Genomic DNA, 23,437 nt, shown 5'->3' with positions numbered 1-23,437 from the left:
TTTTCCTCATGGATCGGCGCGAAGCGGGCGCCCCTCAACTTAATGCGGATGCCGGAATGACGTATCCGTTCGGGTTACGTAGGCGTTGGCACACAGCAATTCGAGATCGGTACCGGCATTTTCTGGCGGCAGTTTCTCCGGCACGCTGATCTCTATGCGAGTAACCGTGCTGGCGCAAAGTGCGCGCCGCACACGCTGCGCGATCCGGGCGTGGAAACATCACGCCGATATACTGATGCCGGAGTTTGCAGAAGCGCGGCTCTGCAATACCGATTACCGGCAGGATTCGCTGTGCAAAGAGTTCAGCGGTAATGAGCCCAGGCTAATCGCACCGCATCCGGAAGCGGCATATCGCGACTTCAGCGCCAAAACACCACAGCTTGTCGGCAGCAGCCATTGGAAAAAAATAATGGCTGGGTGACAAAAAATATCTCGCCTGGCCGTCCTGTTCGAATTTAATTCCTGTCACACTTACGGTTTCAGCTCGAATATAGATCGTTGAATTTCTTGAGTATCAGGAGGGGGCATGACTATTGCAGATATCTCTCGGCGCGGCCTGCTGAAGAGCACGGCACTGCTTCTCGGAACGACGGCATTGTCGCGTATTGCGCTGGCGCAGGATGTACCTGCCGGCGGGCGTCTGATCGTCGCAGCTGATTCCGAGCCGAAGAACCTCAATCCCGCCATCGTCGCCTCAAACGGCGTCTTCTTCATCGCGAGCAAGGTGATCGAACCACTCGCGGAGGCCTCCTACGAAGGCTCGGACGGTCTGGCGCCGCGTCTGGCTACATCCTGGGAAGGCTCAGCCGACGGGCTCTCCGTCACCTTCAAGCTGCGCGACAACACCACCTGGCATGACGGCAAGCCATTCACCTCGGCCGACGTCGCCTTCTCCGCGCTCAACGTCTGGAAGCCACTCCAGAACCTCGGTCGCCTGGTCTTCGCCAATCTGCAAGCAGTCGATACACCTGACGACCACACGGCGATCTTCCGATTCTCGAAGCCGACGCCCTTCCAGCTCATCCGCAATGCGCTTCCGGCTGTTACCAGCGTCGTCCCTAAGCATATTTTCGAAGGTACCGATATCGCCAAGAACCCGGCCAGCAATACGCTTATCGGCACCGGCCCGTTCAAGTTCGCCGAATACAAGCCCGGCGAATATTATCGGCTGACGCGTAACGAGAACTATTGGCAGAAGGGCGAGCCGAAGCTCAACGAAATCGTCTACCGCGTGCTGCCCGACCGTGAATCGGCGGGTGCGGCCCTCGAAGCCGAGGAAATCCATCTTGCCGCCTTCTCAGCCGTACCGCTTGCCGATCTCGACCGCATCTCCAAGGTCGATGGCATCAAAGTGATTTCTAAGGGCTATGAGGCGCTCACCTATCAGCTCGTCGTCGAGATCAACCATCGCCGCAAGGAGCTCTCCGATCTCAGGGTCCGTCAGGCGATTGCCCACGCGATCGACAAGAAGTTCGTCGTCGATACGATCTTCCTCGGCTACGCGACGGAATCCACTGGCCCTGTTCCGAAGAATTCTAAAGAATTCTACACCGCCGATGTCGCCAACTATAATTTCGACGTGAAGGCGGCAAACGAGCTGCTGGACCAGGGCGGCTATACCAGAAGCCCTGATGGCAATCGGTTCCAGCTCAAGCTACGTCCGGCACCCTATTTCAACGAGACGCGCCAGTTCGGTGATTACCTGCGCCAGGCGCTTGCGGCGGTCGGCATCGATGCCGTCATCGTCAATGCCGATGCGGCCGCCCACCAGAAAGCCGTCTATACCGACCACGACTTCGATATCGCCGTCGGACCGCCGGTCTTCCGCGGCGATCCAGCGATTTCCACCACGATCCTCGTCCAGTCCGGAACGCCTGATGGCGTGCCCTTCTCCAACCAGGGCGGCTACGTGAGTGCCGAGCTCGACAAGATCATTAAGCAGGCGTCCGAGACCGTGGATACGGCCGCACGCACCGACCTCTATTATAAGTTCCAGCAGCTCGTGGTGGCAGAATTGCCGCTGATCAACGTCGCCGAATGGGGCTTCATCACGGTCGCCCGCGATACGGTGCTGAACGTCTCCGACAATCCGCGTTGGGCGGTTTCGAACTGGGGAGATACAGCGCTGCAATCGTGATAGGGTCGAAGGTGCAATTGCTGCAGGGGCCTCATCCGGCGTGAAACGTGCACTTCTCCTCCTGAGACGTAGGATCATCAGCAGCATTCCGGTGCTGCTGATCGTGGTGATCTTCAGTTTTTTCCTGCTGGAATCCGCCTCCGGCGACGCTGTCGACGCCTATCTCGGTTCGATCGGTGGTGGCGACGCCGCACTCGTCAAGTCGCTGCGGGAAAGCTACGGCCTCGACCAATCGGTCTTTGCCCGCCTCTGGCTCTATCTGTCTTCGCTCGCCCGCCTCGATCTCGGCTGGTCAGTCGCCTTCAACCGCCCGGTGCGAGATCTGATCGTCGAGAGGCTGCCGAACACGCTTCTCCTGATGGGCAGTGCCACGGCACTGTCCTTCGGACTGGGTTCGACGCTCGGTATCCTCGCCGGCGCGAAGCCAGGCAGCCTATGTGATCGTCTTCTCTCGACCGGCTCGCTGATCGTCTATGCCATCCCGAGCTTCTGGCTGGGGCTGGTGTTCAGCATCCTCTTTTCGGTCAAGCTGCGTTGGCTGCCGATCGCCGGTATCGAAACCATTGCGTCCGGGAAAACCGGGTTTTCACGCGCGCTCGATATCGCACAACATCTTGCCCTGCCGGTCGGCGCTCTCGCCTTTATCTACCTCGCGCTGTTCTTGCGGGTCATGCGATCCGGCATGGCGGAAGCCTGGAAGCTCGATTTCGTGCTGTTTGCCCGCGCAAAAGGCCTGTCACGCAGCCGCATCGTGCTTCGGCACGTCGCGCGCAATGCGCTCCTGCCGCTTGTCGCCATGCTCGGCCTGCAGTCCGCCGCCATGCTAGGCGGCAGCGTCGTCATCGAGAGCGTCTTTGCCATCCCGGGCTTCGGCAGGCTGGCGCAGGAGGCCGTCAACGGACGCGATGCGCCTCTCTTGATGGGTATCATCGTCACGAGCGCCGTTCTCGTCATCTGCGTCAATTTCATCGTCGATCTCGTTTATGCGGCGCTAGATCCGCGCATCGGTGCCTCGGAGGGCTGCGTATGACCTTGCTCAGGCGTTTCCTGCGGAGCCCAGAAGGCACGATCGGGCTCGTCATCCTGGCGGCTCTGTTCATTGCCGGCCTGCTGGCCCCGATAATATCGCCGGGGGATCCGCTGCGTATTGCTGGCCGGGCGTTGCTTCCGCCCTTCTCCGATCCGGGCCTGCCGCTCGGCACGGACCGATTGGGCCGCGATGTACTCGCCGGCCTTCTCCACGGCGCGCGGACTTCGCTTGCTGTCGGGATTGCCGCCGCCCTCTCCGCCATGGTGCTCGGTCTCTTTGTCGGCATGGCCGCGGGTTTTGCCGGCGGGTTGGTCGACGAGACACTGATGCGTGTGGCTGACGCCTTTCAGATCGTTCCGGGCTTTCTGCTGGCGCTCGCCTTCGTCAGCACTATCGGCGTGTCGACGCCCGTCGTCGTCTTTGCCATCGCGCTTGGCACCTGGGCCGATCCGGCGCGGCTGACGCGGGCACAGGTGCTGTCCATCCGGGAGCGGGATTATGTCTCAGCCGCGCGTGTGATCGGGATGCATCCGGCCGAGATCGCCTTTAAGGAAATCCTGCCGAATGCCCTTCCGCCGGTGCTGGCGCTGTCGGCCACAATCGTTGCCGGCGCAATCCTCACGGAAGCAGCCCTTTCCTTCCTCGGTCTCGGCAATCCCAATCTCGCCACTTGGGGCTCGATGATCGCCGAAGGCCGCAGCGTATTGCGCTCGGCCGCCTATCTTTCGGTTCTGCCTGGCCTGACGCTGGCGGTCACCGTCGTCGGCGTCCATCTCTTCAGCGAGGGCCTGACTAAGGTGCTTGGTTCTGACGGAGGCTCCCGATGAGCCCGCCCTTCTGCAGCGTGAGAAGCCTTACTGTCCGCTACGGACGGGAGGCGGCGCTGGGAGCCGTCGACCTCGACATTGTCAGGGGTGAGAGGCTGGCGCTCATTGGCGAGAGCGGTTCGGGCAAAAGTACGCTTGCCCGCACGCTCGCCGGTCTTTTGCCGGAGCGGGCCAGGATCGAAGGCGAAATAACATGGCCAGCACTCGGCCGCGCTCCGGTACCCGGCCGCGATATCGGTTTTGTGTTTCAGGATCTGGGCACCAGCCTCAATCCGGTGCTAACCATCGGTGAGCAGGTTGCCGAAGCTGCCGAAAGACACCTCCGCCTCGGTTGGCGGCAGGCCTGTGCCCATGCCGAAGAACTTCTGGAGCGGGTGCGCTTGCCGCAGCCCGCAAGCGCCATGCGCGCCTTCCCGCACCAGCTTTCAGGCGGCCAACGGCAGCGCGTGGCGATTGCCGCGGCGATTGCAGCCAAGCCCGCCTTGCTGATCGCCGACGAGGCGACCAGCGCACTCGACGTGGTGGTACAGGCTGAAATCGTCGACCTGCTCGACGGACTGGTGCGGGAAGAAGGCATGACACTGCTCTTCATCACCCATGATATCGCGATCGCCTCCGGTTTCGCCGATCGCATCGCCGTCTTCCGTAATGGAGAACTGGTCGAAGCCGGCACTATCCGGTCGGTTCTGTCGTCGCCGGCAGAGAGCTATACCGCCGCCCTTATTGCCAGCCATCGCGATCTTTCCACGCCGCCGCTGATTGCAGAAGTGGCCCCATGAGCGAGCTTTTGACTATCGACGGATTGTCGAAGACCTATTCCACAACAGGCCGGCATGTTGCCGCTCTCGACAATGTTTCGCTGAGAATTGCAGCAGGCGAGACGTTGGGACTGGTTGGCGCTTCGGGCAGCGGAAAATCGACTTTGTCGCGCGTGCTCCTGCGCCTGATAGAGCCCGATTCCGGCTCCATCCGCTTTGAGGGAGAAGACTGGCTCTCACTTCGCGGCGCAGAACTGCGGCGCAGGCGAGCGCGCATGCAGATGGTGTTTCAGGATACGCTTGCGGCTTTTAACCCGCTGGCCTCTGTCGCCTCGGTTCTGGGCGACCCGCTGCGCATCCACGGCATCGCCAACAGCAAGCAACGGCTGACAGAAATCATCACGCTGCTCGAACGTGTCGGTCTCCCCGCCGCCTTTGCCTCACGCCCGGTCTACACGCTTTCGGGAGGGCAGCGCCAGCGCGTTGCCATTGCCCGGGCCATTGCCCCGAGGCCATCTTTGCTGGTGCTGGACGAGGCCGTCTCCGCGCTCGACGTCACCATTCGTGGCCGTATCCTCGAACTGTTGGTGGCGCTGCAGCGCGAGCGCGGCCTTGCCTATCTCTTCATCTCCCATGATCTTGCAGTGGTGCGGGCGATCGCGCATCGTATCGCCGTCATGGATGCCGGCCAGATTGTCGAGGAAGGACCGGCGGCCGATGTCGTCACGGTACCGCGATCCGAAGCGGCGCGCCGGCTCGTCGCAGCCGTGCCGCGCCTCGTGACCGAACCCGATTGAAGGAGCCGCCCATGACCGAAGTCTGGAACCCGCTTTATGGTACGCCGGTCTATCCGGCCAAACGTTATGCCACTCTCGCCCACCGCATCGGCGCCGCTCTGAAGACGGACAACGACGTGCTGCTGGTACAAGCCGAAGCCGTCGTAGCGCTCGAAGCTGTCGCGACCAGCCTTGCCAGGCCCGGGCTCTCGGCACTGAACATCGTTACCAGCCCCTATGGCGGCTGGTTCGGGCAATGGCTGCGGCGTGGCGGCGCTGATGTCATCGACATCACCGCTCTACCCGGCCTGCCGATCGACGCCGAGACGGTTTCCGAAGCGTTGGATGCCAATCCCGGCATCCATGTACTGGCGCTTGTTCACGCCGAATCGACCAGCGGTATCCTCAATCCGCTGCTTGAGATTATATCCCTGGCACGGGCTCGGGGCATTGCTACGGTGGTCGACGCCGTTGCGTCGGTTGGCGGTCATCGACTCGATGTCGATGGATCGGGCATCGATATAGCCGTCATCGGCCCGCAGAAGGCGCTTGGAGGACCTGCGGGCGTCTCCGCTCTGTCGGTCAGCCCGCGCGCCTGGGAACTGATCCTGCATGACGATGCGCCGCGCGATTCCATCCTGTCACTCGCCGACCTGAAGGCGTGGCTGGATGACGGTCACGGCGCCCTGCCCGGAACGCCCGCGCCGCTGGAATTCTTCGCACTCGAGGCGGCCCTCGATCGGGTCGAGGCAGAGAGCATCGAACGGCTCATCACGCGCCACGAGAAGGCCGCTTCCGCGAGCCGGGCCGGTTTGTCGGCGCTGGGAGCCAGCCTCTGGGTTCCTGCCGAACGGGCGTCAAACCTGGTGACCACGGTCTCAGTACCGGCAGGCATGGAAGCGGCATTCGTCATCCGCTTTGCGGCGGGGCTGGGCGTTGAATTGACAGCCGGGGTCGGCACCAACCTGTCGCATCTCATTCGATTGAACCATACAGGACCACGAGCGACGTTCCAGATCGTCCTCGCAGGTGTCGTAGCCTATGGCGAGGCCTTGCGGCAGGCCGGTTTGCCGGCGGATATCGGCGCAGCATCGGAGGCGGTCGCCAAGGCTTATAACGCCTAGTTTCAAAACCAGGAGAGCGGCGTCGGCTGCCAGAAAAAGAGCTCCTCCTCCCGCAGACTGCGCATGCGGCTTTCCGAATCCTCTGCCGTCGCACGGGCGATTGTTGGTTGCTCGCGGCCTCGGAAAAACCTCACAAGAAACGTTTTGAATGCCGCAAACATACGCCACCTCCTGGAAAACCGGGTGGCGATTTTCGCACGGATCGCGCCACCGGGATATATAGTCTATAAAAATTGTATTCTAATTTGGGGTGACTTCATCGCATCAAGATGCCGCTATAAGAGCGGCCCGGGAAAAAGGCTTCATCTCGGCTTTGCCCGGGTTTGCGAACTCCTCTTGAGAATCGGGCTTTTCCGATGCACGAAGGGTCGAAGACAAGTAAGCCGAGGATGACGGAATGTCGGATGCATGCGGACTTCAGATCGTGTTCGAGGGTCATGCGACCCTGCTCAAATGGCACCGGCTGCGCCGACGCATGGCCGATCCGCTCTTTTCGGCGGAGGTGATGGCGGAAGGCTTCAAGACCGGCGCGTCGATGGAGCTCGACCTGAGGGTGCGCGCCGATGGCGGTTTTGTCGTGCTGCATGACGAGAAACTGGAAGGCGAGACGACTGGGCACGGTCTGGTTGCCAAAAAGAGCCTCGCGGAGCTGCGCGGCCTGCGCATGAAGGACGGCGGTCGTCCCCTCCTCTACAGCGAAGATCTGGCCGCCATGCTGCAATCGGCCCATCCGGACGCGCTGCTACAGTTCGATATGAAGGACGATTACGAAGCGATCGGTGAAAAGGGCATCGCCCACCTGGCTGAACGCCTGCAGCAGATTTCTGCCTCCGTCATCGTTAGCGCCAGCAGCCTGGAGCTGATCTTGGCGGTCAAGGAGAAGTTGCCGCATCTGCGCCGCGGAATCGACCCAACCGACAAGCTCGGCAATATCTACAGGGCCGAAGGCTGGAAAGCGGTCGAAAAGGAACTGCTTGCCGATCTGCGTGGCCCGACCGAACCGGAAACCGTCTATCTCTACTGGCAGATGCTGCTCGATGCTGCAAAGGCCGGGCTCGACATGATCGCGCTATGCCATAGCGAGGGTAAACAGGTCGATGCCTGGACCTTCACATTGAACGACCCGGACAGCGGCTTCAGCGATGCCGAATGGACGAATTTCTCAGCGCTGATGGCGTTGAAGCCAGATCAGATCACCACAGACGAGGCCCCTGCGACAGAGCGAGCGTGGCTGGCGCGAGTGGCGGGCTGATCAGCCCGCCAATCCCTCGAATTCGATGAGAAAGGCAAATTCCTCTGCCAGGCCCGGCGAATGGGCGATAACCGGGCCGCCATCCTTCAGCAACATGTCGACAGGCGGGATGGCGACCTTGGCACCCGCCTCGGCGGCAATCAGCGCGCCGGCCAGCATATCCCAGGCATTGAGATGCCGTTCGTAGAATAGATCGGAAATGCCTTCCGCGACACGCACCAGATCGACTGCCGCTGCACCCATGCGGCGATAATCCATGCCGCGTTCATGGAGCCGCTTCGAAAGCGCCGTATAGTCGTCAAAACTCGTTTTGCGCGAATGGCCGAGCACGACGATCGCACTGGCGGGATCAATCGTTGGAGCGGCCTGGATCGGCTGGCCTTCCTTGAAGGCGCCCTTGCCGCGGATCGCGGAAAAAACCTGATCGTTGGCCGCATCATAGACCACGCCGATCTCCACCGTGCCGCCAAGGACGAAGGCGATGGAAACGCCCCAGTGACGAAAGCCTCTGATGTAATTGGTCGTGCCGTCGATGGGATCGACGACCCAGGTGCCGGCAGAGCCGGAGTGTCCGCCGGTCTCCTCCCCCATGAAAGTATCGTCAGGAAAGCATGCCAGCAGGCCTTGGTGAATTGCCTGTTCCGCCTGCTTGTCCGCGATGGTGACGAAATCCTGCAGCCCCTTGTTTTCGACATGCAGTGCGGCCGAATTTCCTTCACGTCGGAAGCGTGCAGCCTCGCGTCCAACCCGGCGGGCCACGTCGATTGCGACCTCCGCCCGTGCGGTCAGGGCTGAAGCATCGAATGCGGAATTCATCAGGTAGTCCTTCTTTTTATCAGCGTCACAGGGGTAAATTCGACGCGAGCCGTCATATCCGGCTCAGCGATCCGGCTCATCAGCAGATCGACCGTTTGTTCGGCCTGGACATCACAAGGCTGGCGGATTGTCGTGAGGCCGTAAGCCGCCCAGCTTGCTTGGGGGATGTCATCATGGCCGACGATGCGCAACGGCGGCTGATCCTCGCGACCGAGCCCCTTCATGATGCGGTCGATCACACCGCAAGCCATATAGTCGTTAGCGCAGAAGAGCCCGTCGATACCGAGCGAGGTAAGATCAGCGGCTGCGTCATAGCCGCTCTGATAATCGTTGATTTTCACCTCTATCGTGCGCGGCTCGAGGCCGAGCTGCCGACAGGACGCCATGAAGGCCTCGCTGCGGCGCCTTGCTGTATAAGAAATGGCAGGCGCCGCAATGACCGCCGGCGCCTTGACGCCGTTTTCGATCAGATGTGTGGCGGCGAGATGGCCGGCCATGCGATCGTCGGAAATGATGCGATCGACAAAAGGAATATCATCGCCCTTGTTGATCAGCACGATCGGCACGCCTTCAGCCGCGCATTGTTCACAGATCTCCGTCGGTGGAGCATCCGACGTGACGATGACGCCGGAAACGGCATAATGCAGAAGCTGACCGATAACGGCGGATGTGTCCGCTTCCTTCGAGGTCGGCAATAGGATCGGTCGGAAATTGCGTGAAATCAGCACACGCGCCAGATGCTCTATCTGCAATGTGCGAAACGGATTATCCAGACCGGCGGCGACGAGGCCGACGAGATCGGAGCGCTTGTTGGTGAGACTGCGGGCGAGATAGTTTACCCGGTAACCCAGATCCTTGGCTGCCTGGTAGACCTTTTCGCGCGTCTTCGGCGAAACGCTCGCATCCGGCGTGAAGGCGCGCGAGACGGCCGCACGCGAAACACCCGCCACACGCGCCACGTCGAAAGACGTAACCTTCCTCGGTCCCTTGTTATCCTTGTCTGCCATGTCTTTTATCTCTTGCGGCCGGGCGCATCAGGTCGGGCAAGTCCGTGCAGATGCCGAGCACCGGAAGTTTCATGATGTCGGAAAGGATGGCCGGCCGCTCTTCATGCCACAGCACGATCTCGCGGCCTTTACTGAAAGTGCGCTGCATCAGCTCTTCGTTTACGAGATCCTGCGGCCGTTCGCCGGCCCGTTCCCAGCAGAGATGCAGGATATTGGCGCCAGCCTCGTCACCCGCCGCGTGCGGATCATGTCCAACGCGGATGAGCACCGAGAGCGGATAATCGCAGCCCGCATCGCGAAGTTCGCGCACTTGCGCGGTATCGAAGGAGCCGAGGCAGGCAAAGCGCTGGTTCTTTTCGCTCAGATGCTTCCAGCATAGAAGTCCTGTTCCCGATGCCTTGAGCTCGACGTAAAGGCCCGTGTTGGTCCGCCGTCCGAGCGCGGCGACCGCCTCGAAAGTCGGAACATTGACGCCTTCAAGGGCGGCAAGTTCGGCGGCCGTCATTTGGGAAATGCGCCTGTCGACGCCGAAGACGCGTTCAAGATGATCGTCGTGAGAGACCACGACCACGCCGTCCTTGGTAAGCTGCGTGTCGAGTTCCCACATCTCCGCACCGAGTTCGGCGGCACGCTGGAAGGCTTCGAGCGTATTTTCCCGCTCATGCCCACTCGCGCCGCGATGGCCGATGCAGAAAGGGAGATATCCCTTGTCGCGGGGCCAGCCGTAACGTTCGAAAAAACTGGAAAAATCACGCATCCCTCAGAGCCTCCGGCCTTCTTCGTCGAAGACGAATACACCCTTGCTGTCGATCGCCCACTTCACCTCGTCGCCGACTGTGATGTCGTTGCGGACCGGCTGGATGGAGCGCAGCAGCCAACCGCCGGCAAGCTGCACGTCGTAAAGGTTTTCGCGGCCCTGCGTTTCGGCGAAGGTGACCTTCCCGGCAACGGGGACATCGCCGGCCGGATGGAAATGCTCCGGGCGCACGCCGAGCGTCAGCTTTGTACCCTCCGCAGCCTGGACCGATATCGGCACGCGAATTTCGCTTTCCGGCATGGCGAAAGCGCAATCCTTCATGACGCCGCGCAGGAAGGTAATCGGCGGATTGCCGAGGAAGCCGGCGACAAAGGACGTCCGCGGGTCGTTGTACATTTCGGCTGGCGTCGCGATCTGCACGATCTCGCCTTCCTTCATGATGGCAATGCGGTCGCACATGCTCATCGCTTCCACCTGATCATGGGTGACGAGGATGGCGGTGATACCGGTCTCGCGCTGGATGCGGCGGATTTCAGAACGCATTTCAAGCCGCAGCTTGGCATCGAGATTGGCGAGAGGTTCGTCGAGCAGCAGCACATCCGGCTTGCGGATGAGAGCGCGGGCAAGTGCCACACGCTGCTGCTGACCGCCCGAAAGCTCGGCTGGCCGGCGTTCCATGAGGTTGCTGATGTGAACAAGCCCGGAAATGCGCTCGACCTGCTTGCGGATTTCTGTGGCGTTGACACCCTTCACCTTGAGAGGAAAACCGATGTTTTCGGCAACCGTCATGTGCGGATAGAGCGCGTAGGACTGGAATACGACGCCGACGTTGCGGGCCTGGCTCGGCAGGTCCGTCACGTCGCGGTCGCCAAAGAGGATGCGCCCGCTGCTTGGTCTATGGATGCCACAGACAGAAAAGAGCGTCGTCGACTTGCCGCAGCCCGAGGGGCCGAGCAGTGCCAGCATCTCGCCGCTGCCGACTTCGAGCGTCATGTCCTCGATGACCTTGGTGGAGCCGAAGCTCTTCGAAAAATTGTCGAGGAGGATACGCATCAGCCTTTGCTCCCGCCGCCATAGATATTCATGAGATATTTGTTGAAGAGCGCGTAAGCGATCAGCACCGGAATGAGGTAGAAGAGGCCAACCGCCTTGAACATGTTGAAATCGTAGTTGTTGTCGTCGGCAAGGAAGCCGGCGAGATAGACCGACAGCACCTGCACCTGATTGCCCGGCGCCAGCACCTGCGGCAGGATGAACTCGCCCCAGCCGGCAAGGAAGGAGAACAGGCCGAGTGCCATGATGCCGGGTTTGACCTGCGGCAGCACGAGGCTGCGCCAGACCCGGAACCGCGAGGCACCGTCGACGACGCCGGCCATTTCGATTTCCCAGGGCACGGTGTCGTAGAAACCCTTCATCAGCCAGATGCCAAGCGGAAGGTCGATCGCCGCCTTCACCAGGATCACGCCGATCAATGAATTGTAGAGACCGATCATCTGCAGCACGATGAAGATGGCGATGATCAGTGTAACCGACGGAAAAGCATGCAGCACCATGACGCCGGCAAGGAAGAAGCCGCGCGCAGGTACATTGAGCCGCGAGAGCACATAGCCCGCCATCGACGAGACGATGAGCACCAGGCTGGTGGTACAGGCCGAAAACAGCAGCGTGTTCAGCGTCACCTGCCAGATGTTCGCCTTGCCCGGCGTCGTCTGCCACAGGAAGCGCCAGTGGGCGAGCGTCAAGCCGGAGGGCAGCAAGGCATCCGACTGCTTCACCGTCACGGTGTCGATGAAAAGATAGACATACATCAGGAGCAGCGGCAGGCTGACGATGGTCAGTGCCGCTAGAACAGGCCAGCTGCGGTAATTTGCCGAGGGCTGCGAGCGTTCGGCCATGGTCAATCCTCGATCAGGGGCTTGGCGACAAGCGTGCCGTAGTTGAAGACGCGCAGATAAAGAAGCGACAGCGTCACGCCGATGACGACGAGGACCAGCGCCATGGCGGCACCCAGCCCGTATTCGAGATTGCCGGCATAGTTCCTGAGCGCCGTGTGATAGGCGGAGAGCGCCCAGACTTCGGTCGCGTTGCCCGGTCCGCCATTGGTGGCGAGCAGGATTTCATTGAAGGAGGCAAGCAGCGACAGGGTCTGGTAGCAGGTGACGAAGAGGATCGGCCAACGCATCTGCGGCAGGATGATGTAGCGGATCTGCTGCCAGCGCGAGGCGCCGTCCACCTCGCTCGCATAGAACTGGCTCTTCGGAATGGCCTTCATCGCCGAGGAAAAGACCAGCATGCCCATCGAGGCGCCGATGAAGCCGTTGATCAGCACGACGAAGAACCAGGCATTGTAAGCGCTGTCGAGCAGATAGTTCTTCGGCGGATAGCCGAACTTGCCCATCAGGATTGAAATGAAGCCCGTATCCCAGGCAAGCCATTTCCACAGCATCACGTAGATGACGACAGGGGTAATCCGCGGCAGAAGCCAAATGCCGCGAAAGATCGAAGCCAGCGTCGGCGGCATATAATGCGTCCAAATGGCCAGCAGCAGCGCATAACCGACATTGAAGAGTATCAGCACCAGCGCGACATAGAGCGCAGTGTTGAAAAGCACCCGCGCCATGTCGGGCGAAGCGGTCATGCGCGAGAAATTGTCTGATGTCCACACCCAGCCGGTATAGGTGGTCTTGGCGACCGTTTCTTTCTGCTCCGGCGTCAGTTTGAAACCGAGATCGTGCAGCGCTAAAAAGAGCTGCTCCTTGCTGTCGAAGCGGGTGTTGAGAACGGAACGATTGAACTGTTCGGAAATCTGCTTGACGTCGCGTGTCGAAGGCCGGTCGGCGAGATCCTTGATCATCCGTTCGACGTCGCGGCGTACCGGAAAGACCTCGCCCATATGTTTCGTGCGCAATTCGGCGGCAATCCCAGGCGCAAGCCCGAGACTCTCGACGGCCGCGAGGCCCGCCTCGTCGATCGTATAGCGCGGTTCGGCCATTTCGGCGGCGATCTCGGGCATGGCCGCTTTCAGCGCGATCAGAGAGTTGGGTGCGATCTGGTAGACGCCGCCGGAAATGCCGGTCGCGGTTGTCATGTTGGTCATGGAGAAGACCGCCGTTAGAACCACCGGCATCAGGAAGAACAGGATGATCATGATCGCGGCAGGCGCGATCATCACCAGTCCGAGCGCTCTGGACGATTTCATGGAAGCCTCTTCATCGCGAACTGGCCGGGCGGCGGTGGCCGCCGCCCGAAAGAGTGCTTCGGTCTTAGCGGATGACGATCTTGTCGCCGAGCGTGCTCTTCAGCTCGCTCTCCGCATCGCTGACCGCGGCGTCTACGGTCTTGGCGCCGGTCCAGGATGCTTCCAGGTTCTTCCACATGATGTTCCAATATTTGCCGAAATCCGAATTATTCGGCATCGCATTGGCATGCGGCAGCAGGCGCTCGGTGGCTTCGCGGGTCCATCGGTCGGCCGCATAGAAATCCACGGCGGATTCCGACTTGGAGATGCCGAGATGGGCTGATTTTACCGCATGCAGGGCGTTGGTACGTGGCTCGGAAGCGATCTTGATCAATTGAGCGGCGATCTCGGTGTCTTCCTGGTCATGACCTGCAGTCAGGAGGTAGACAAGCGGATGCGTCAGCGTGTTGGCCTTGCCGCCTTCGCCGGCCGGAATCAGCGTGAAGATCACGTTACCGAAGAAGTCCTTGAGGCCTTCCTGGTTGACGAGGCGGGCATAGTGCCAGGTGCCGCCATCCCAGATGCCGGCCTTGCCGGTGGCGACTTCCTTCCACCATTGATCGCCTGGCATGCCGATATGGTTCTTCTTGGTGACGCCTGCCTTAACGGCATCGGCGAAGAACTGATAGGTGCGGGTCATCGCCGCCTTGTCGAAGACGAGCTTACCGCCCTCTTCCATCGCGCCGCCGAAGCTGGTGTAAAACTGCCAGTAATCAGGACCGTTGCTGGCACGCGGATAAAAACCGTAACCGGCCTGAACGAGGCCCTTCTCCTGCATCTTCTTGGCGTCTTCGAGCAGGTTCTTCATCGTGTACTTGCCGTCCTGGACACTCTGAGGCAAGGCATCGAGATCTGCGTCGCTGTAACCGATCGCCTTCATGTAGGGCTTCCAGAAGAACATCGGCCGGGATTCGGCATCCTGCGGAATGCCGTAGACGGCGCCGTTATAGGAGGCGATCTGCATCAGGTTTTCATAAATGTCGCTGAGCGGCCAGGAGTCGAGATCGACATAGTCCTCGATCGGGACGATGAGACCGGCCTGCGACCAGGGCGCGATGTCTTCATGGCCGCTGACGACGATGTTCGGAGCGGTCTTGGCTTCTGCGGCAAGGGTCAGCGCCTGCTTGAAATCCTCCCAGGCGGAATAGGGCTTCTTCTCGACGGTGATTTTCAGGTCTTCACCCTTCAGCGCAGCTTCCCGCTGCAGCTGCTGGGCTGCGATCTCGATGGCGTCGAGGCGATAGACGTCGTTCGGGCCGGTACCGCCGGCCCAGACGCTGATGTGAACGTCCTTGGCAAGCGCGAGAGCGGAAGTCGAAGCCAGGATGGCGGCTGCGACGGTGAGGGATTTCAGTGTCGGCAAAAGAGTCATTTTCTTCATCTCCCCAGAAGAGCAGTGTGAGGCCTCTTGACGGGTCATCACTGGTGTTGACGGCCGTTCCGATAACCCCACGAGAACGTGGCGTATCCCGCTCTAGGGGGCGAACGTAACGGCCGAATGACAAAATTGAGCACGTGTGCAAAATTATTATGACGATGTTCTCGGCGCGGTCAATTGCCCATCAAAAGGTGAGGCCGATTGCCGGTGAAAATCTGCATCGAAGGGTGCTGAGGCAATGTCGCGAGCCGCAGCATGGCCGCCACGACCACGCCGTCGGCTCTTCGAAGAGTTCGAAATCGCGCACTTGCCTCTATTTTCGCAATCGGCTAGTAATTGCGACGGAGCCGTTCAACAATGGAGGCGTGCAATGACAGATATTTCTTCGTCCAACGCCTCTTTGGCATAGGCCTTCGAAGCTCCAAACCCTCGATCACATCCGAGATCCTTCAAGCTTCCCCATCCAAAGATGGCATTCGTTTCGCACGCAGCGTCTGGACGCGATGACGTCCGCGCCATGTCGCTGTGCACTTTCAGCTTGAAAGAAGGGCGGCTCAGAATTCTGACCGCTGATGATCATGATCAATCAACGCGCCGGCGAAAGCCTGTCGGCATCCATGCGCGAGCTTTGCTCGCGATTCAGTCTCAGAGAGATTCTCGTCGCAACGATCGTTGCCAGGTGGAGATGTCGTCATAGGACGAACAGCGTCGACACCTTCCCAGCCTGGTTGCGCCGCGACCTCGCTTTGTCCGATGAATAGATCGGACTCCTCGCTGAAATTGCCAGGGGAATATCCGGCAGGGAATGGTGTCAAGATGAGATCATCCCCGCCGGCTTTCGGCCAGTGCGATATGGCAATCATATCCCGGCCCAGAGGTCACGAAGCATCTGGCGAAGCACTAGCGCCTCCGCCCACCGATCGGTGGTATCGTTGCCGTCTCGCCCGGTGATGGCATAGGGCTTCGGCCCCAATTCGCAGGTGAAGACCAGCTCGGCATTCGAAGCCGCACGACTGCGCCATTCGCGCATGCCGTAGTCCCACCATTGAAGGAAGAGGTCGACCCAGGGCCGATGGTGAGGAAATGAAATTTCGATCTGCACCTGTTCACACGATGCGACCCTGCCATGGAAGGCCTGCGCGTTGCGCAGGATGCGATGGATCATGACATCGGTTTCGGCATCGATCGGAAACGCAAACTCGCGGGCGACCGTAAAATGCGAGAGGTCGGCGAGCAGCGGCAAATCCGGCCTCTTCTCCAGCAGGTCGAGGGTAAACAACAGATCCGTCGTCATCCGGTTGCGGTGGGTTTCGATGAAGACGGAAACGCCGGCATCCTCGGCAAGCTGCATCCAGCCATCCAGGATCGGTAGGCAATCCTCGACGCGGCGCAGTCGGACATCGGGCTGCACGTTGATATGACTGACCGGGAATTCCGCGGCAAGCTCGAGCGGCAAGCGTAGATCCTGGACGTTGCGAGGAAAACAGACGCCTTCTATCTTCAATCCGGTGCCCCGGATCGCGTCATTTAACCTGACGACATCGGTGCGGTTCGTATAGTGGGCACTGATGCCCTCGAAGCCGGCGTCCAGGATCATCGCGATGTTCTCATCGAGGCTGCGCTCGTACCCGTCAGGATGCCGACGCTCCATAGCCCAGAGCGATTGGAAGATCATCAGCTTCTGCATCAGGCCGCCCGCACGTTTTTCAGAAGCATCTTGAGATTGAGGTTGGCATCGGCGAGCGCGGCGGGATCAGGCCGAACGCCTGCAGCGATCAGCATCTCGGCGAGCTTGATATCCTTGGCGAGCGCATTGCCGATACCGAGAGCAGCTGCGGCAACGAGACGTCCTCCGTCCAGATAGAATTCGAGCTCGCCATCGCCATACTGCCGGACCACGCTTTGATGCTCCGGCTGCGGCAGTCCCGCCACCTGGAGGCCGAGATCATACTGATCCGACCAGAACCAGGGGATTGAGGCGAAAGCCTCCGGTGAGCCGATCATATTGCGCGCCGCAGTCTCCGCTTGAGCTCTGGCATTCCGCCAGCTTTCGAACCGGATATGACCGCCACCAGGCTGGCTTACTGCCGCGCAGTCCCCTGCCGCGAAGATATCCGCTGCGCTGGTGCGCAGATAAATATCCGTCAGAATGCCGTTGCCCGCTACCAGCCCAGCTTCTTGCGCCAATCTGGTTTCCGCCATGACACCAATGGCGCTGACGACGAGTTGCGCTTGAACCATGCCGCCATCCGTCAGAAGAACGCCGTCCTCGTTGATGGTGATGACGCCTCGACCGATATGAAAATCGACGCCTTCGGCGACGTGCCTGGCATGCAGTTTGGCAGCAAAGCGCGGCGGAACGGCACGACCCAACGGTTTAGGCGCGGCCTCAATCACGCTGACTGCGACGCCCTTTCCGCGAAGAACCGCTGCGAGTTCCATGCCAATCAGGCCGCCGCCGATAATGGCAACGCTCCGACCTGGCCCGGCATTGGCAAATATCGCCTCTGCATCGGCATGCGTGCGGAAATCAAGCGCACGCTCGGCCCCGGGGCAGCCAAGCCGTCTTGGGCGCGCACCAGTGGCGAGCAGCAGCTTATCAAAGGCAAGGAGCCGACCGTCACTCAAAAGGACAGTACGAGCACCAACGTCCAGCTTGGATGCAGACACCCCCTTGACGTAATCGATGCCGGCAGCCCCCAGTACACCTTCCGCACAAATCACCTTCATTTGCACGGCACCATTCATCGGCTTTGACAGTGGCGGCCGTTCATAAGGCAGGTGGGGCTCGGCGCCCACGAGGGTTACTGACCCGGAATATCCCGCCTCTCTCAAAGCAAAAGCAGCGCGTGTTCCGCATTCCCCTGCACCAATGATGACAATGTCGCTCAAGAGGTTCTCCATGGAAAAAAGCAGGCCGGCGTTCTGAGAAGGAGACGCCGGCCGGGAAGGATCATCAGGCGAGGGCCACGCGCACCACCCCGTCGACCACTTCGGCCGGATAGGTTTTCAGGTTTTCACAGGCAGGAAGCCGGAGAGCCTCGCCGGTTCGGTAGTCGAAGGCGCCGGAATGTTTGGGGCATTCCACTTCGAAATCCATGACCAAGCCTTCTGCGAGATGGATCGCCTCGTGGGTGCAGAGACCCGCGGTGCAATAGACGCTATCGTCAGGTCCACGGTAGATGGCATAGGTGCGGCTGCCGTGATCAAAACGAATGGCGCCTTCCTGTTCGATATCGTCGAATTTGCAGGCAGTGATCCAGGTCATTCGGCCGCTCCGTTGCGTTCCAAGCCAGCTTTTCGGGCGGCGAGTTTTTCCTTGCGGCGGCGGTAGCGCTCCTGCATGCGGGCCTCACCTTCGGGCGAGCCGTCGTGCCAGGTGCCGAACCACCGATCCAACGGGATCAGCGCGTCGCCATAGTTCACTTCGAAATATTTGTGGTGCAGGTAATGCGCATAGGCATGGCTATCGATCAGCTTGTCGTCGCCGATCTCGACCTTGTCGAAGCCGACATGGCCTGGAATGGCACCAAAACCCGCATAGTGGAGCTGATACAGCATCAGCACCGGGTTAGATGGCAGGATCAGGTGATAGAAAGCCGTTCCGAGATAGAGCAGATGCTCGACCGGATGCATCGACAGCGACGACCAGGGTGACGGATTGACCGAGTTGTGATGGACCGAGTGGACCCACTTGTAGAGAAATGGCGTGTGGATGAGGCGATGGACGCAGAAGAAGTGGAATTCGTGAATGATCGGCACGATCAGCGCGACGAGGGCAAGCGTCCAGGGGTGTTCGGCAAGGCTCAGCCACGGCGCATAACCATTGGCATAGGCCCATAACATCGCCGCCTCGATCGCCGTCCAGATCGTCACGCCTGACAGGAAGGTGCGCAGCATGTTGTCGATGTTCTGGTTTTCGAACCAGAACGCCTTGTTCTTCTGTTCGGCGGGAAATTTTCCGTTATATTTGAAGCGGTTCTCTTGGCGCTTCAGCACATAGAGATGCACCTCGAATGCGCCATAAAAGAGCAGGACGCAGGTCGCATTCATGCCATAGAGCCAGGCGATCCAGCCAAAGCCCAAAGTTCGCATCGTCTCGACAGACGGAATGACCCAGGCCCAATAGGCGACGGCGGAGGCTGCAAAAATCGCATTCCAGGGAAAGAAATAATGCGGCAGCCATTTCAGGATGGCCATCAGCCGCGGCGGAAAGGCAAAGAGCGGCGCTGTCTCGACGGGCTTGTCAGGCGCCCAGTCGCCGCGCTTGTTGCGCGTGCCAAATTTCAGATCGTCCATTTCACTCTCCTCACGGCAACACGGTCATTTCCGCATCGCACACGTTCTTTTGAAAGAGAGCGCTGGTGCGCTTGATCCGGTGTCGCTCCTCTTGACGCTCCGGCTCTCCTCCTTGCTTCGAAATTAACAGGGGAGCGTCGCAGCGGCGAAGCCATTCTTGATCAAATTAGATCAAAGGCCTTCCTTGGTGATGGTAATGAAACGGATGGGCGCCCGGTCGGGTTCGATATCGGTCAGGCCGATGCGGCGCAGGACGAGATCGAGCGATCGACGAGCCTGTGCTTCCGGCGCCTGATCGAGCACGACATCCATGACATCGTCCTGCAGGGCTTGGCGGGTGTAATCTGTGAGTTCATGGCCGACGAAGAAGATATCGCGCTCGCGCGCGTGACGACGCAGCACGCCGATCAGTGCAGAGTTGGCGCCTCCGGCATTATAAAGGGCCGCAAGATCCGGAGACATTTTCAGAGCTGATAATAGCAGTTCAGCACTAAGGTGCTCTTCATCGAGGCCAAAGCCCAGCCATTGAAAGCTGGTGGCACCTGGGTGTTCCAGAAAATAATCGGAAAATCCGCGGATGCGATCGCGGTGCACCTGATAGATTGGATGACAGATTGCAACGACGGCCCCCTGCCGGCGGGCCATGCGGCTGATGAAGAGCGCGGCGGTCCGTCCGGCGGCATAATTGTCGATGCCGACGAATTCGCCTGAACGATCGGACGCGCGGGTGACGACATTCACAACGGGCAAGCCTTGCGTGGCGACTTTTTCGACGGCTGCCTGGATCACCGGACTGCTCGGCACCGCAAGGATCAGGCCGGCGCGCGGCAAATCGGTCGACAGGATGCGGCGGGCAATCTCCTCCGGTTTCATTTCTTCAGTGAAGCTTCGATGCACGACGACCAGCGGATCCAGGGTCGCTGCGATCCGCTCGAACGCCGTGGAGAGCCGCTGATAAAAGCTCGTCTCGGGACGAACCATCAGCACCTCGATGCGCAACAGACCGCGATGGGCATGGGGAAGCGTGCGAGGGTAATCCAGGCTCCGCGCAGCGATGACGACCTTTTCGACCAGTTCGGGACGAACTCCACCGCGACCATTCAGGACGCGTTCCACGGTTGCGGTTCCCACGCCCGCCTGCCGGGCGATATCCCGATAGTTCGGTTTGCTCACTGTCTGTCCTTAATGGGCCAAAGCTGGATCCCGTTTTTTCCAGCATATCCATGAGTCAGATATGAGGAGCAATACGAATTGCCTTTCAGAACGCAGAGAAATGCTTCTTCAGGAATTAAGCGGTTGAACTTTCTGAAATCTAAATATTAAGTTGGGAGGCAAATACATGAATCGCGTGCCGCCTCATGCGGCCCCAGATCGGCTGTTCATCCAAAAGTATCAAAAGTATCCATCCCATGAGCCTCGAATCCGTCCGCGCCTTCTTCGCCGCCAATGCCCCCGACATTGCCATCATCGAAACGGCCGGCAGTTCTTCGACCGTCACCCTCGCCGCCGAAGCGCATGGCGTCGAGCCAGCGCAGATCGCCAAGACGATCTGCCTGCGCGTCGGTGATCGTATCATGCTGATCGTGGCGAGCGGCATGGCGCGTCTCGACAACAGGAAGTTCAAGGACACTTTTGGCGGCAAGGGGCGCATGCTCGACGCGGAGGAAGTGCTGGCGGTGACGAGCCATCCGGTCGGCGGCGTCTGCCCCTTCGGCCTGCCGGCACCCTTGCCGATCTACTGCGACGTGTCGCTGAAGCAGTTCGATGAGGTCGTTCCGGCCGCCGGCTCGACCAATTCCGCGCTGCGCGTCTCGACCCAACGGCTGACGGAAATTACCAAAGCCGAGTGGGTCGACGTCTGCCAGTAGCAGTGCGCAACTTCACAGGGCAAAAAGAGTACCTATATTAGGTACCGACATGCCATTCAGCGCATGATAGGAGATGAAAGAATGCCCACTGCCGTTTCGCGTTTTGCCAGGATCGCGGCGATCGCCGTTCTTGCGAGCGCCACCGTCTTTGCTTCGATCGGAGACGCCGATGCGCGCCGTGCCGGCAGCTTTGGCGGATTCGGAAGCCGCGGCACGCGTACCTTCAGCGCGCCTCCGGCCACGCAGACTGCTCCCGCCCCGGCCTCACCCATCGAACGCTCGATGACGCCGCGCCCGCAGACAACTGCGCCTTATAACACGCAACAACCCGGCTATGCCCAGCAGCGTCCCGGCCTCTTCGGCGGCTTCGGCCGTTCGATGATCGGCGGCCTGATTGCCGGCGGTCTGCTTGGTATGCTGCTCGGCCACGGCTTCGGCGGCGGCTTCGGTTTCCTCGGCATGCTCCTGCAGATCGCGCTGATCTTCGGAGCGATCACCCTAGCCATGCGCTTCTTCGCCAATCGCCGCCAACCGTCCTACGGCACCGGCGGCCAGAGCTATGGCGGACCGCAGTCCTATGGCATGTCGCCGGCCAATGGCGGCTCGTCCTTCCATATTCCGGCAATCGGGTCGGGCTCCGGCAGCAAGCGGCCTAATGTGCGCCCGAACGATGAGATCGGACTTGCCCAGGCTGACCTCGACCAATTCGAAGAATTGCTGACAAAGGTTCAGACCGCTTATGGGGCAGAGGACTATGGCACGCTGCGCCGCCTGACGACGCCGGAAGCGATGTCCTACCTTGCCGAAGAGCTTGGCGAGAATGCCACCAATGGCGTGCGCAACCAGGTTTCCGACGTTAAGCTGCTGCAGGGCGATATTGCCGAAGCCTGGCGTGAGAATGGTCAAGAATATGCGACGCTAGCGATGCGCTATTCCTCGATCGACGCCATGGTCGAGCGCGGCAGCGGCCGTGTCGTCTCGGGCGACGACCGCCGCCCGAGCGAAAGCACGGAGGTCTGGACCTTTGTGCGCAAGCCAGGTGCCGACTGGAAGCTTGCCGCCATCCAGGGCACCGGCCAGCGCGCTGCCTAATTGACTGAAACGGGTTTGGAGCGCATGCGGGACACCGTTTCGCGCTCCGCCCGCTTGCAGCGCATCGGCGGCAGGCCGCGATCCATCAGATCCATATCCTCAAGTACCATGTCGCCCATTTTCTTGAAGGCGACATCGAGCGCGCCGGCGCGATGGGCCGAGCGAATGAAGCCTTTGAGGCGGCGCACCGGATGGTCTGATGGCAGCGGCTCCTGCGGATAGACATCGCTTGCCGCAACGATATGGCCTGATGCAACGGCGGCCATCAACGCATCGAAATCCACGACGTCGGCCCTGCTGAGCAGGATGAAGGCGGCGCCCTTTCGCATGCTGGCAAACGCATCCGCGCCGAGGAAGCCCCTGTTATCGCTGGTGACGGAGGCGACGACGAAAACGAAATCGCTCTGCGTCAGCACGTCGCTCAGGCTGGCAGGCTCCACGCCGTTTTCCTCCAGGATCGAGCGAGGCATCCAGGGATCGAAAACCCTGATCCTGGCCCGGAAGCCTGACAGAACCCGCCGCAACGCCTTGCCCAGATCGCCGAAACCGATAATGCCGATCTCGGAGCCCGCTATCAGCCGGGCGCTTGTATTGCCTTCGCCGCCCCACATCTCGTTGCCCTCCCGGAAAGCGACATCTGCATCGACGATGCCGCGGGCGAGGCTTAACGCGAAACCGAGGCCGATCTCCGCCACCGGCTCGGCAAAGACCTGTCCCGTCGTCACCACATGAATGCCGCGCTGGAAGAGTATCTCGTAGGGCATGTTGTTGAGGAGATTGCTCTCGACATTGAGGATCGAGCGCAGCTGTGGCATACGGCCGAGCGTGTCCGCCGAAAGCGGTGGCTGGCCGATAATGTAGCGCGCCTTGCCGAGGATATCGTCGCCGAGACCGGCGATGTTTTCGGGATCGGCCTCTACGATCTCATATTTCGCATAGAGTTCGCCGCGTGCCTTGTCGCTGAAGATCAGGTCGAGCGTACGCGGCTCCGGCGCACTGATCGCCAGCGGCCTTTCGGTATTCGTCATGAAATCCTCCTCAAGATGCGATGGCTCTCACCGCCGCAACGTGATTCATA

At 60.4% G+C, this 23,437-nt stretch carries 24 protein-coding genes; 10 read left to right on the top strand and 14 right to left on the bottom strand.

All coding sequences use genetic code 11. The annotated features are described in order from the left end of the window. The first annotated feature begins 85 nt into the window (after positions 1 to 85). From JNB85_RS10055 to JNB85_RS10025, 7 genes are all read left to right on the top strand, one after another. Positions 86 to 421: a hypothetical protein gene (locus tag JNB85_RS10055; protein WP_220334179.1), complete on the top strand. Its 336-nt coding sequence runs from the start codon at positions 86 to 88 to the stop codon at positions 419 to 421. Positions 422 to 526: 105 nt separating this feature from the next. Further along, on the top strand, positions 527 to 2,137 hold the full coding sequence (locus JNB85_RS10050) for an ABC transporter substrate-binding protein (protein WP_220334178.1): 1,611 nt from the start codon (positions 527 to 529) through the stop codon (positions 2,135 to 2,137). Positions 2,138 to 2,177: 40 nt separating this feature from the next. Next, positions 2,178 to 3,167, top strand: a complete 990-nt coding sequence (locus JNB85_RS10045) for an ABC transporter permease (RefSeq protein WP_220334177.1) — start codon at positions 2,178 to 2,180, stop codon at positions 3,165 to 3,167. Next, positions 3,164 to 3,994, top strand: a complete 831-nt coding sequence (locus JNB85_RS10040) for an ABC transporter permease (RefSeq protein ID WP_220334176.1) — start codon at positions 3,164 to 3,166, stop codon at positions 3,992 to 3,994. The genes JNB85_RS10045 and JNB85_RS10040 overlap by 4 nt, the downstream gene beginning before the upstream one ends. Beyond that, on the top strand, positions 3,991 to 4,773 hold the full coding sequence (locus JNB85_RS10035) for an ABC transporter ATP-binding protein (RefSeq protein WP_220334175.1): 783 nt from the start codon (positions 3,991 to 3,993) through the stop codon (positions 4,771 to 4,773). Before JNB85_RS10040 ends, JNB85_RS10035 begins: the two co-directional genes overlap by 4 nt. Further along, complete coding sequence (locus JNB85_RS10030; protein WP_220334174.1) at positions 4,770 to 5,549, top strand: ABC transporter ATP-binding protein; 780 nt, start codon at positions 4,770 to 4,772, stop codon at positions 5,547 to 5,549. The genes JNB85_RS10035 and JNB85_RS10030 overlap by 4 nt, the downstream gene beginning before the upstream one ends. A gap of 11 nt (positions 5,550 to 5,560) precedes the next feature. Next, on the top strand, positions 5,561 to 6,652 hold the full coding sequence (locus JNB85_RS10025; protein WP_220334173.1) for a pyridoxal-phosphate-dependent aminotransferase family protein: 1,092 nt from the start codon (positions 5,561 to 5,563) through the stop codon (positions 6,650 to 6,652). A gap of 2 nt (positions 6,653 to 6,654) precedes the next feature. Here the strand turns inward: JNB85_RS10025 and JNB85_RS10020 are convergent, their stop codons facing one another. After that, positions 6,655 to 6,813 carry a hypothetical protein gene (locus JNB85_RS10020; RefSeq protein ID WP_220334172.1) on the bottom strand — a complete coding sequence of 53 codons (159 nt, stop codon included), beginning with the start codon at positions 6,811 to 6,813 and terminating at the stop codon, positions 6,655 to 6,657. Between the two features lie 236 nt (positions 6,814 to 7,049). Between JNB85_RS10020 and JNB85_RS10015 the strand changes: the two genes are divergently transcribed. Continuing rightward, positions 7,050 to 7,904, top strand: coding sequence for a glycerophosphodiester phosphodiesterase (locus tag JNB85_RS10015; protein WP_220334171.1), 855 nt, complete (start codon positions 7,050 to 7,052; stop codon positions 7,902 to 7,904). Here JNB85_RS10015 and JNB85_RS10010 read toward each other — a convergent pair whose 3' ends face one another. From JNB85_RS10010 to JNB85_RS09955, 12 genes are all read right to left on the bottom strand, one after another. After that, a complete protein-coding gene (locus JNB85_RS10010) occupies positions 7,905 to 8,720 on the bottom strand; it encodes an inositol monophosphatase family protein (RefSeq protein WP_220334170.1) in 816 nt (271 codons plus the stop codon). After that, positions 8,720 to 9,727 carry a LacI family DNA-binding transcriptional regulator gene (locus JNB85_RS10005; protein WP_220334169.1) on the bottom strand — a complete coding sequence of 336 codons (1,008 nt, stop codon included), beginning with the start codon at positions 9,725 to 9,727 and terminating at the stop codon, positions 8,720 to 8,722. Before JNB85_RS10005 ends, JNB85_RS10010 begins: the two co-directional genes overlap by 1 nt. After that, positions 9,711 to 10,484 (bottom strand): glycerophosphodiester phosphodiesterase, encoded by a 774-nt coding sequence (locus JNB85_RS10000; protein WP_220334168.1) that lies wholly within the window; start codon positions 10,482 to 10,484, stop codon positions 9,711 to 9,713. Before JNB85_RS10000 ends, JNB85_RS10005 begins: the two co-directional genes overlap by 17 nt. Before the next feature lie 3 nt (positions 10,485 to 10,487). Then, on the bottom strand, positions 10,488 to 11,537 hold the full coding sequence (locus tag JNB85_RS09995; RefSeq protein WP_220334167.1) for an ABC transporter ATP-binding protein: 1,050 nt from the start codon (positions 11,535 to 11,537) through the stop codon (positions 10,488 to 10,490). Then, entirely contained in the window at positions 11,537 to 12,379 is an 843-nt protein-coding gene (locus tag JNB85_RS09990; protein ID WP_220334166.1) for a carbohydrate ABC transporter permease, read from the bottom strand. The genes JNB85_RS09995 and JNB85_RS09990 overlap by 1 nt, the downstream gene beginning before the upstream one ends. 2 nt (positions 12,380 to 12,381) lie before the next feature. Then, entirely contained in the window at positions 12,382 to 13,683 is a 1,302-nt protein-coding gene (locus JNB85_RS09985; RefSeq protein ID WP_220334165.1) for an ABC transporter permease subunit, read from the bottom strand. A 64-nt stretch (positions 13,684 to 13,747) separates the two neighbouring features. Then, on the bottom strand, positions 13,748 to 15,094 hold the full coding sequence (locus JNB85_RS09980; RefSeq protein ID WP_220334164.1) for an extracellular solute-binding protein: 1,347 nt from the start codon (positions 15,092 to 15,094) through the stop codon (positions 13,748 to 13,750). Positions 15,095 to 15,959: 865 nt separating this feature from the next. Beyond that, positions 15,960 to 16,787: a sugar phosphate isomerase/epimerase gene (locus JNB85_RS09975; RefSeq protein ID WP_220334163.1), complete on the bottom strand. Its 828-nt coding sequence runs from the start codon at positions 16,785 to 16,787 to the stop codon at positions 15,960 to 15,962. After that, on the bottom strand, positions 16,787 to 17,992 hold the full coding sequence (locus tag JNB85_RS09970; RefSeq protein ID WP_220334162.1) for an NAD(P)/FAD-dependent oxidoreductase: 1,206 nt from the start codon (positions 17,990 to 17,992) through the stop codon (positions 16,787 to 16,789). Before JNB85_RS09970 ends, JNB85_RS09975 begins: the two co-directional genes overlap by 1 nt. A 64-nt stretch (positions 17,993 to 18,056) precedes the next feature. Continuing rightward, entirely contained in the window at positions 18,057 to 18,368 is a 312-nt protein-coding gene (locus JNB85_RS09965; RefSeq protein WP_220334161.1) for a MocE family 2Fe-2S type ferredoxin, read from the bottom strand. Beyond that, the gene (locus tag JNB85_RS09960; protein ID WP_220334160.1) at positions 18,365 to 19,399 is read right to left on the bottom strand and encodes a sterol desaturase family protein; all 1,035 of its coding nucleotides are present in this window, start codon (positions 19,397 to 19,399) and stop codon (positions 18,365 to 18,367) included. The genes JNB85_RS09965 and JNB85_RS09960 overlap by 4 nt, the downstream gene beginning before the upstream one ends. A gap of 171 nt (positions 19,400 to 19,570) precedes the next feature. Continuing rightward, positions 19,571 to 20,572, bottom strand: a complete 1,002-nt coding sequence (locus JNB85_RS09955) for a LacI family DNA-binding transcriptional regulator (RefSeq protein WP_220334159.1) — start codon at positions 20,570 to 20,572, stop codon at positions 19,571 to 19,573. A gap of 236 nt (positions 20,573 to 20,808) precedes the next feature. On the opposite strand from JNB85_RS09955, the gene JNB85_RS09950 reads away from it, so the two are divergent. Both JNB85_RS09950 and JNB85_RS09945 read left to right on the top strand, forming a co-directional pair. Beyond that, complete coding sequence (locus JNB85_RS09950; RefSeq protein ID WP_220334158.1) at positions 20,809 to 21,267, top strand: YbaK/EbsC family protein; 459 nt, start codon at positions 20,809 to 20,811, stop codon at positions 21,265 to 21,267. Positions 21,268 to 21,348: 81 nt separating this feature from the next. Beyond that, a complete protein-coding gene (locus JNB85_RS09945; RefSeq protein WP_220334157.1) occupies positions 21,349 to 22,359 on the top strand; it encodes a Tim44 domain-containing protein in 1,011 nt (336 codons plus the stop codon). Here JNB85_RS09945 and JNB85_RS09940 read toward each other — a convergent pair. Next, positions 22,356 to 23,387, bottom strand: coding sequence for a hydroxyacid dehydrogenase (locus JNB85_RS09940; RefSeq protein ID WP_220334156.1), 1,032 nt, complete (start codon positions 23,385 to 23,387; stop codon positions 22,356 to 22,358). The genes JNB85_RS09945 and JNB85_RS09940 overlap by 4 nt on opposite strands. Positions 23,388 to 23,437 lie beyond the last annotated feature (50 nt).

Origin of the sequence: Rhizobium mesosinicum (assembly GCF_019511345.1) — a bacterium.
Classification (GTDB): domain Bacteria; phylum Pseudomonadota; class Alphaproteobacteria; order Rhizobiales; family Rhizobiaceae; genus Rhizobium; species Rhizobium mesosinicum.
Note: the sequence above shows the minus strand (reverse complement) of the source record. Positions and strands in the feature narration are given on the sequence as shown.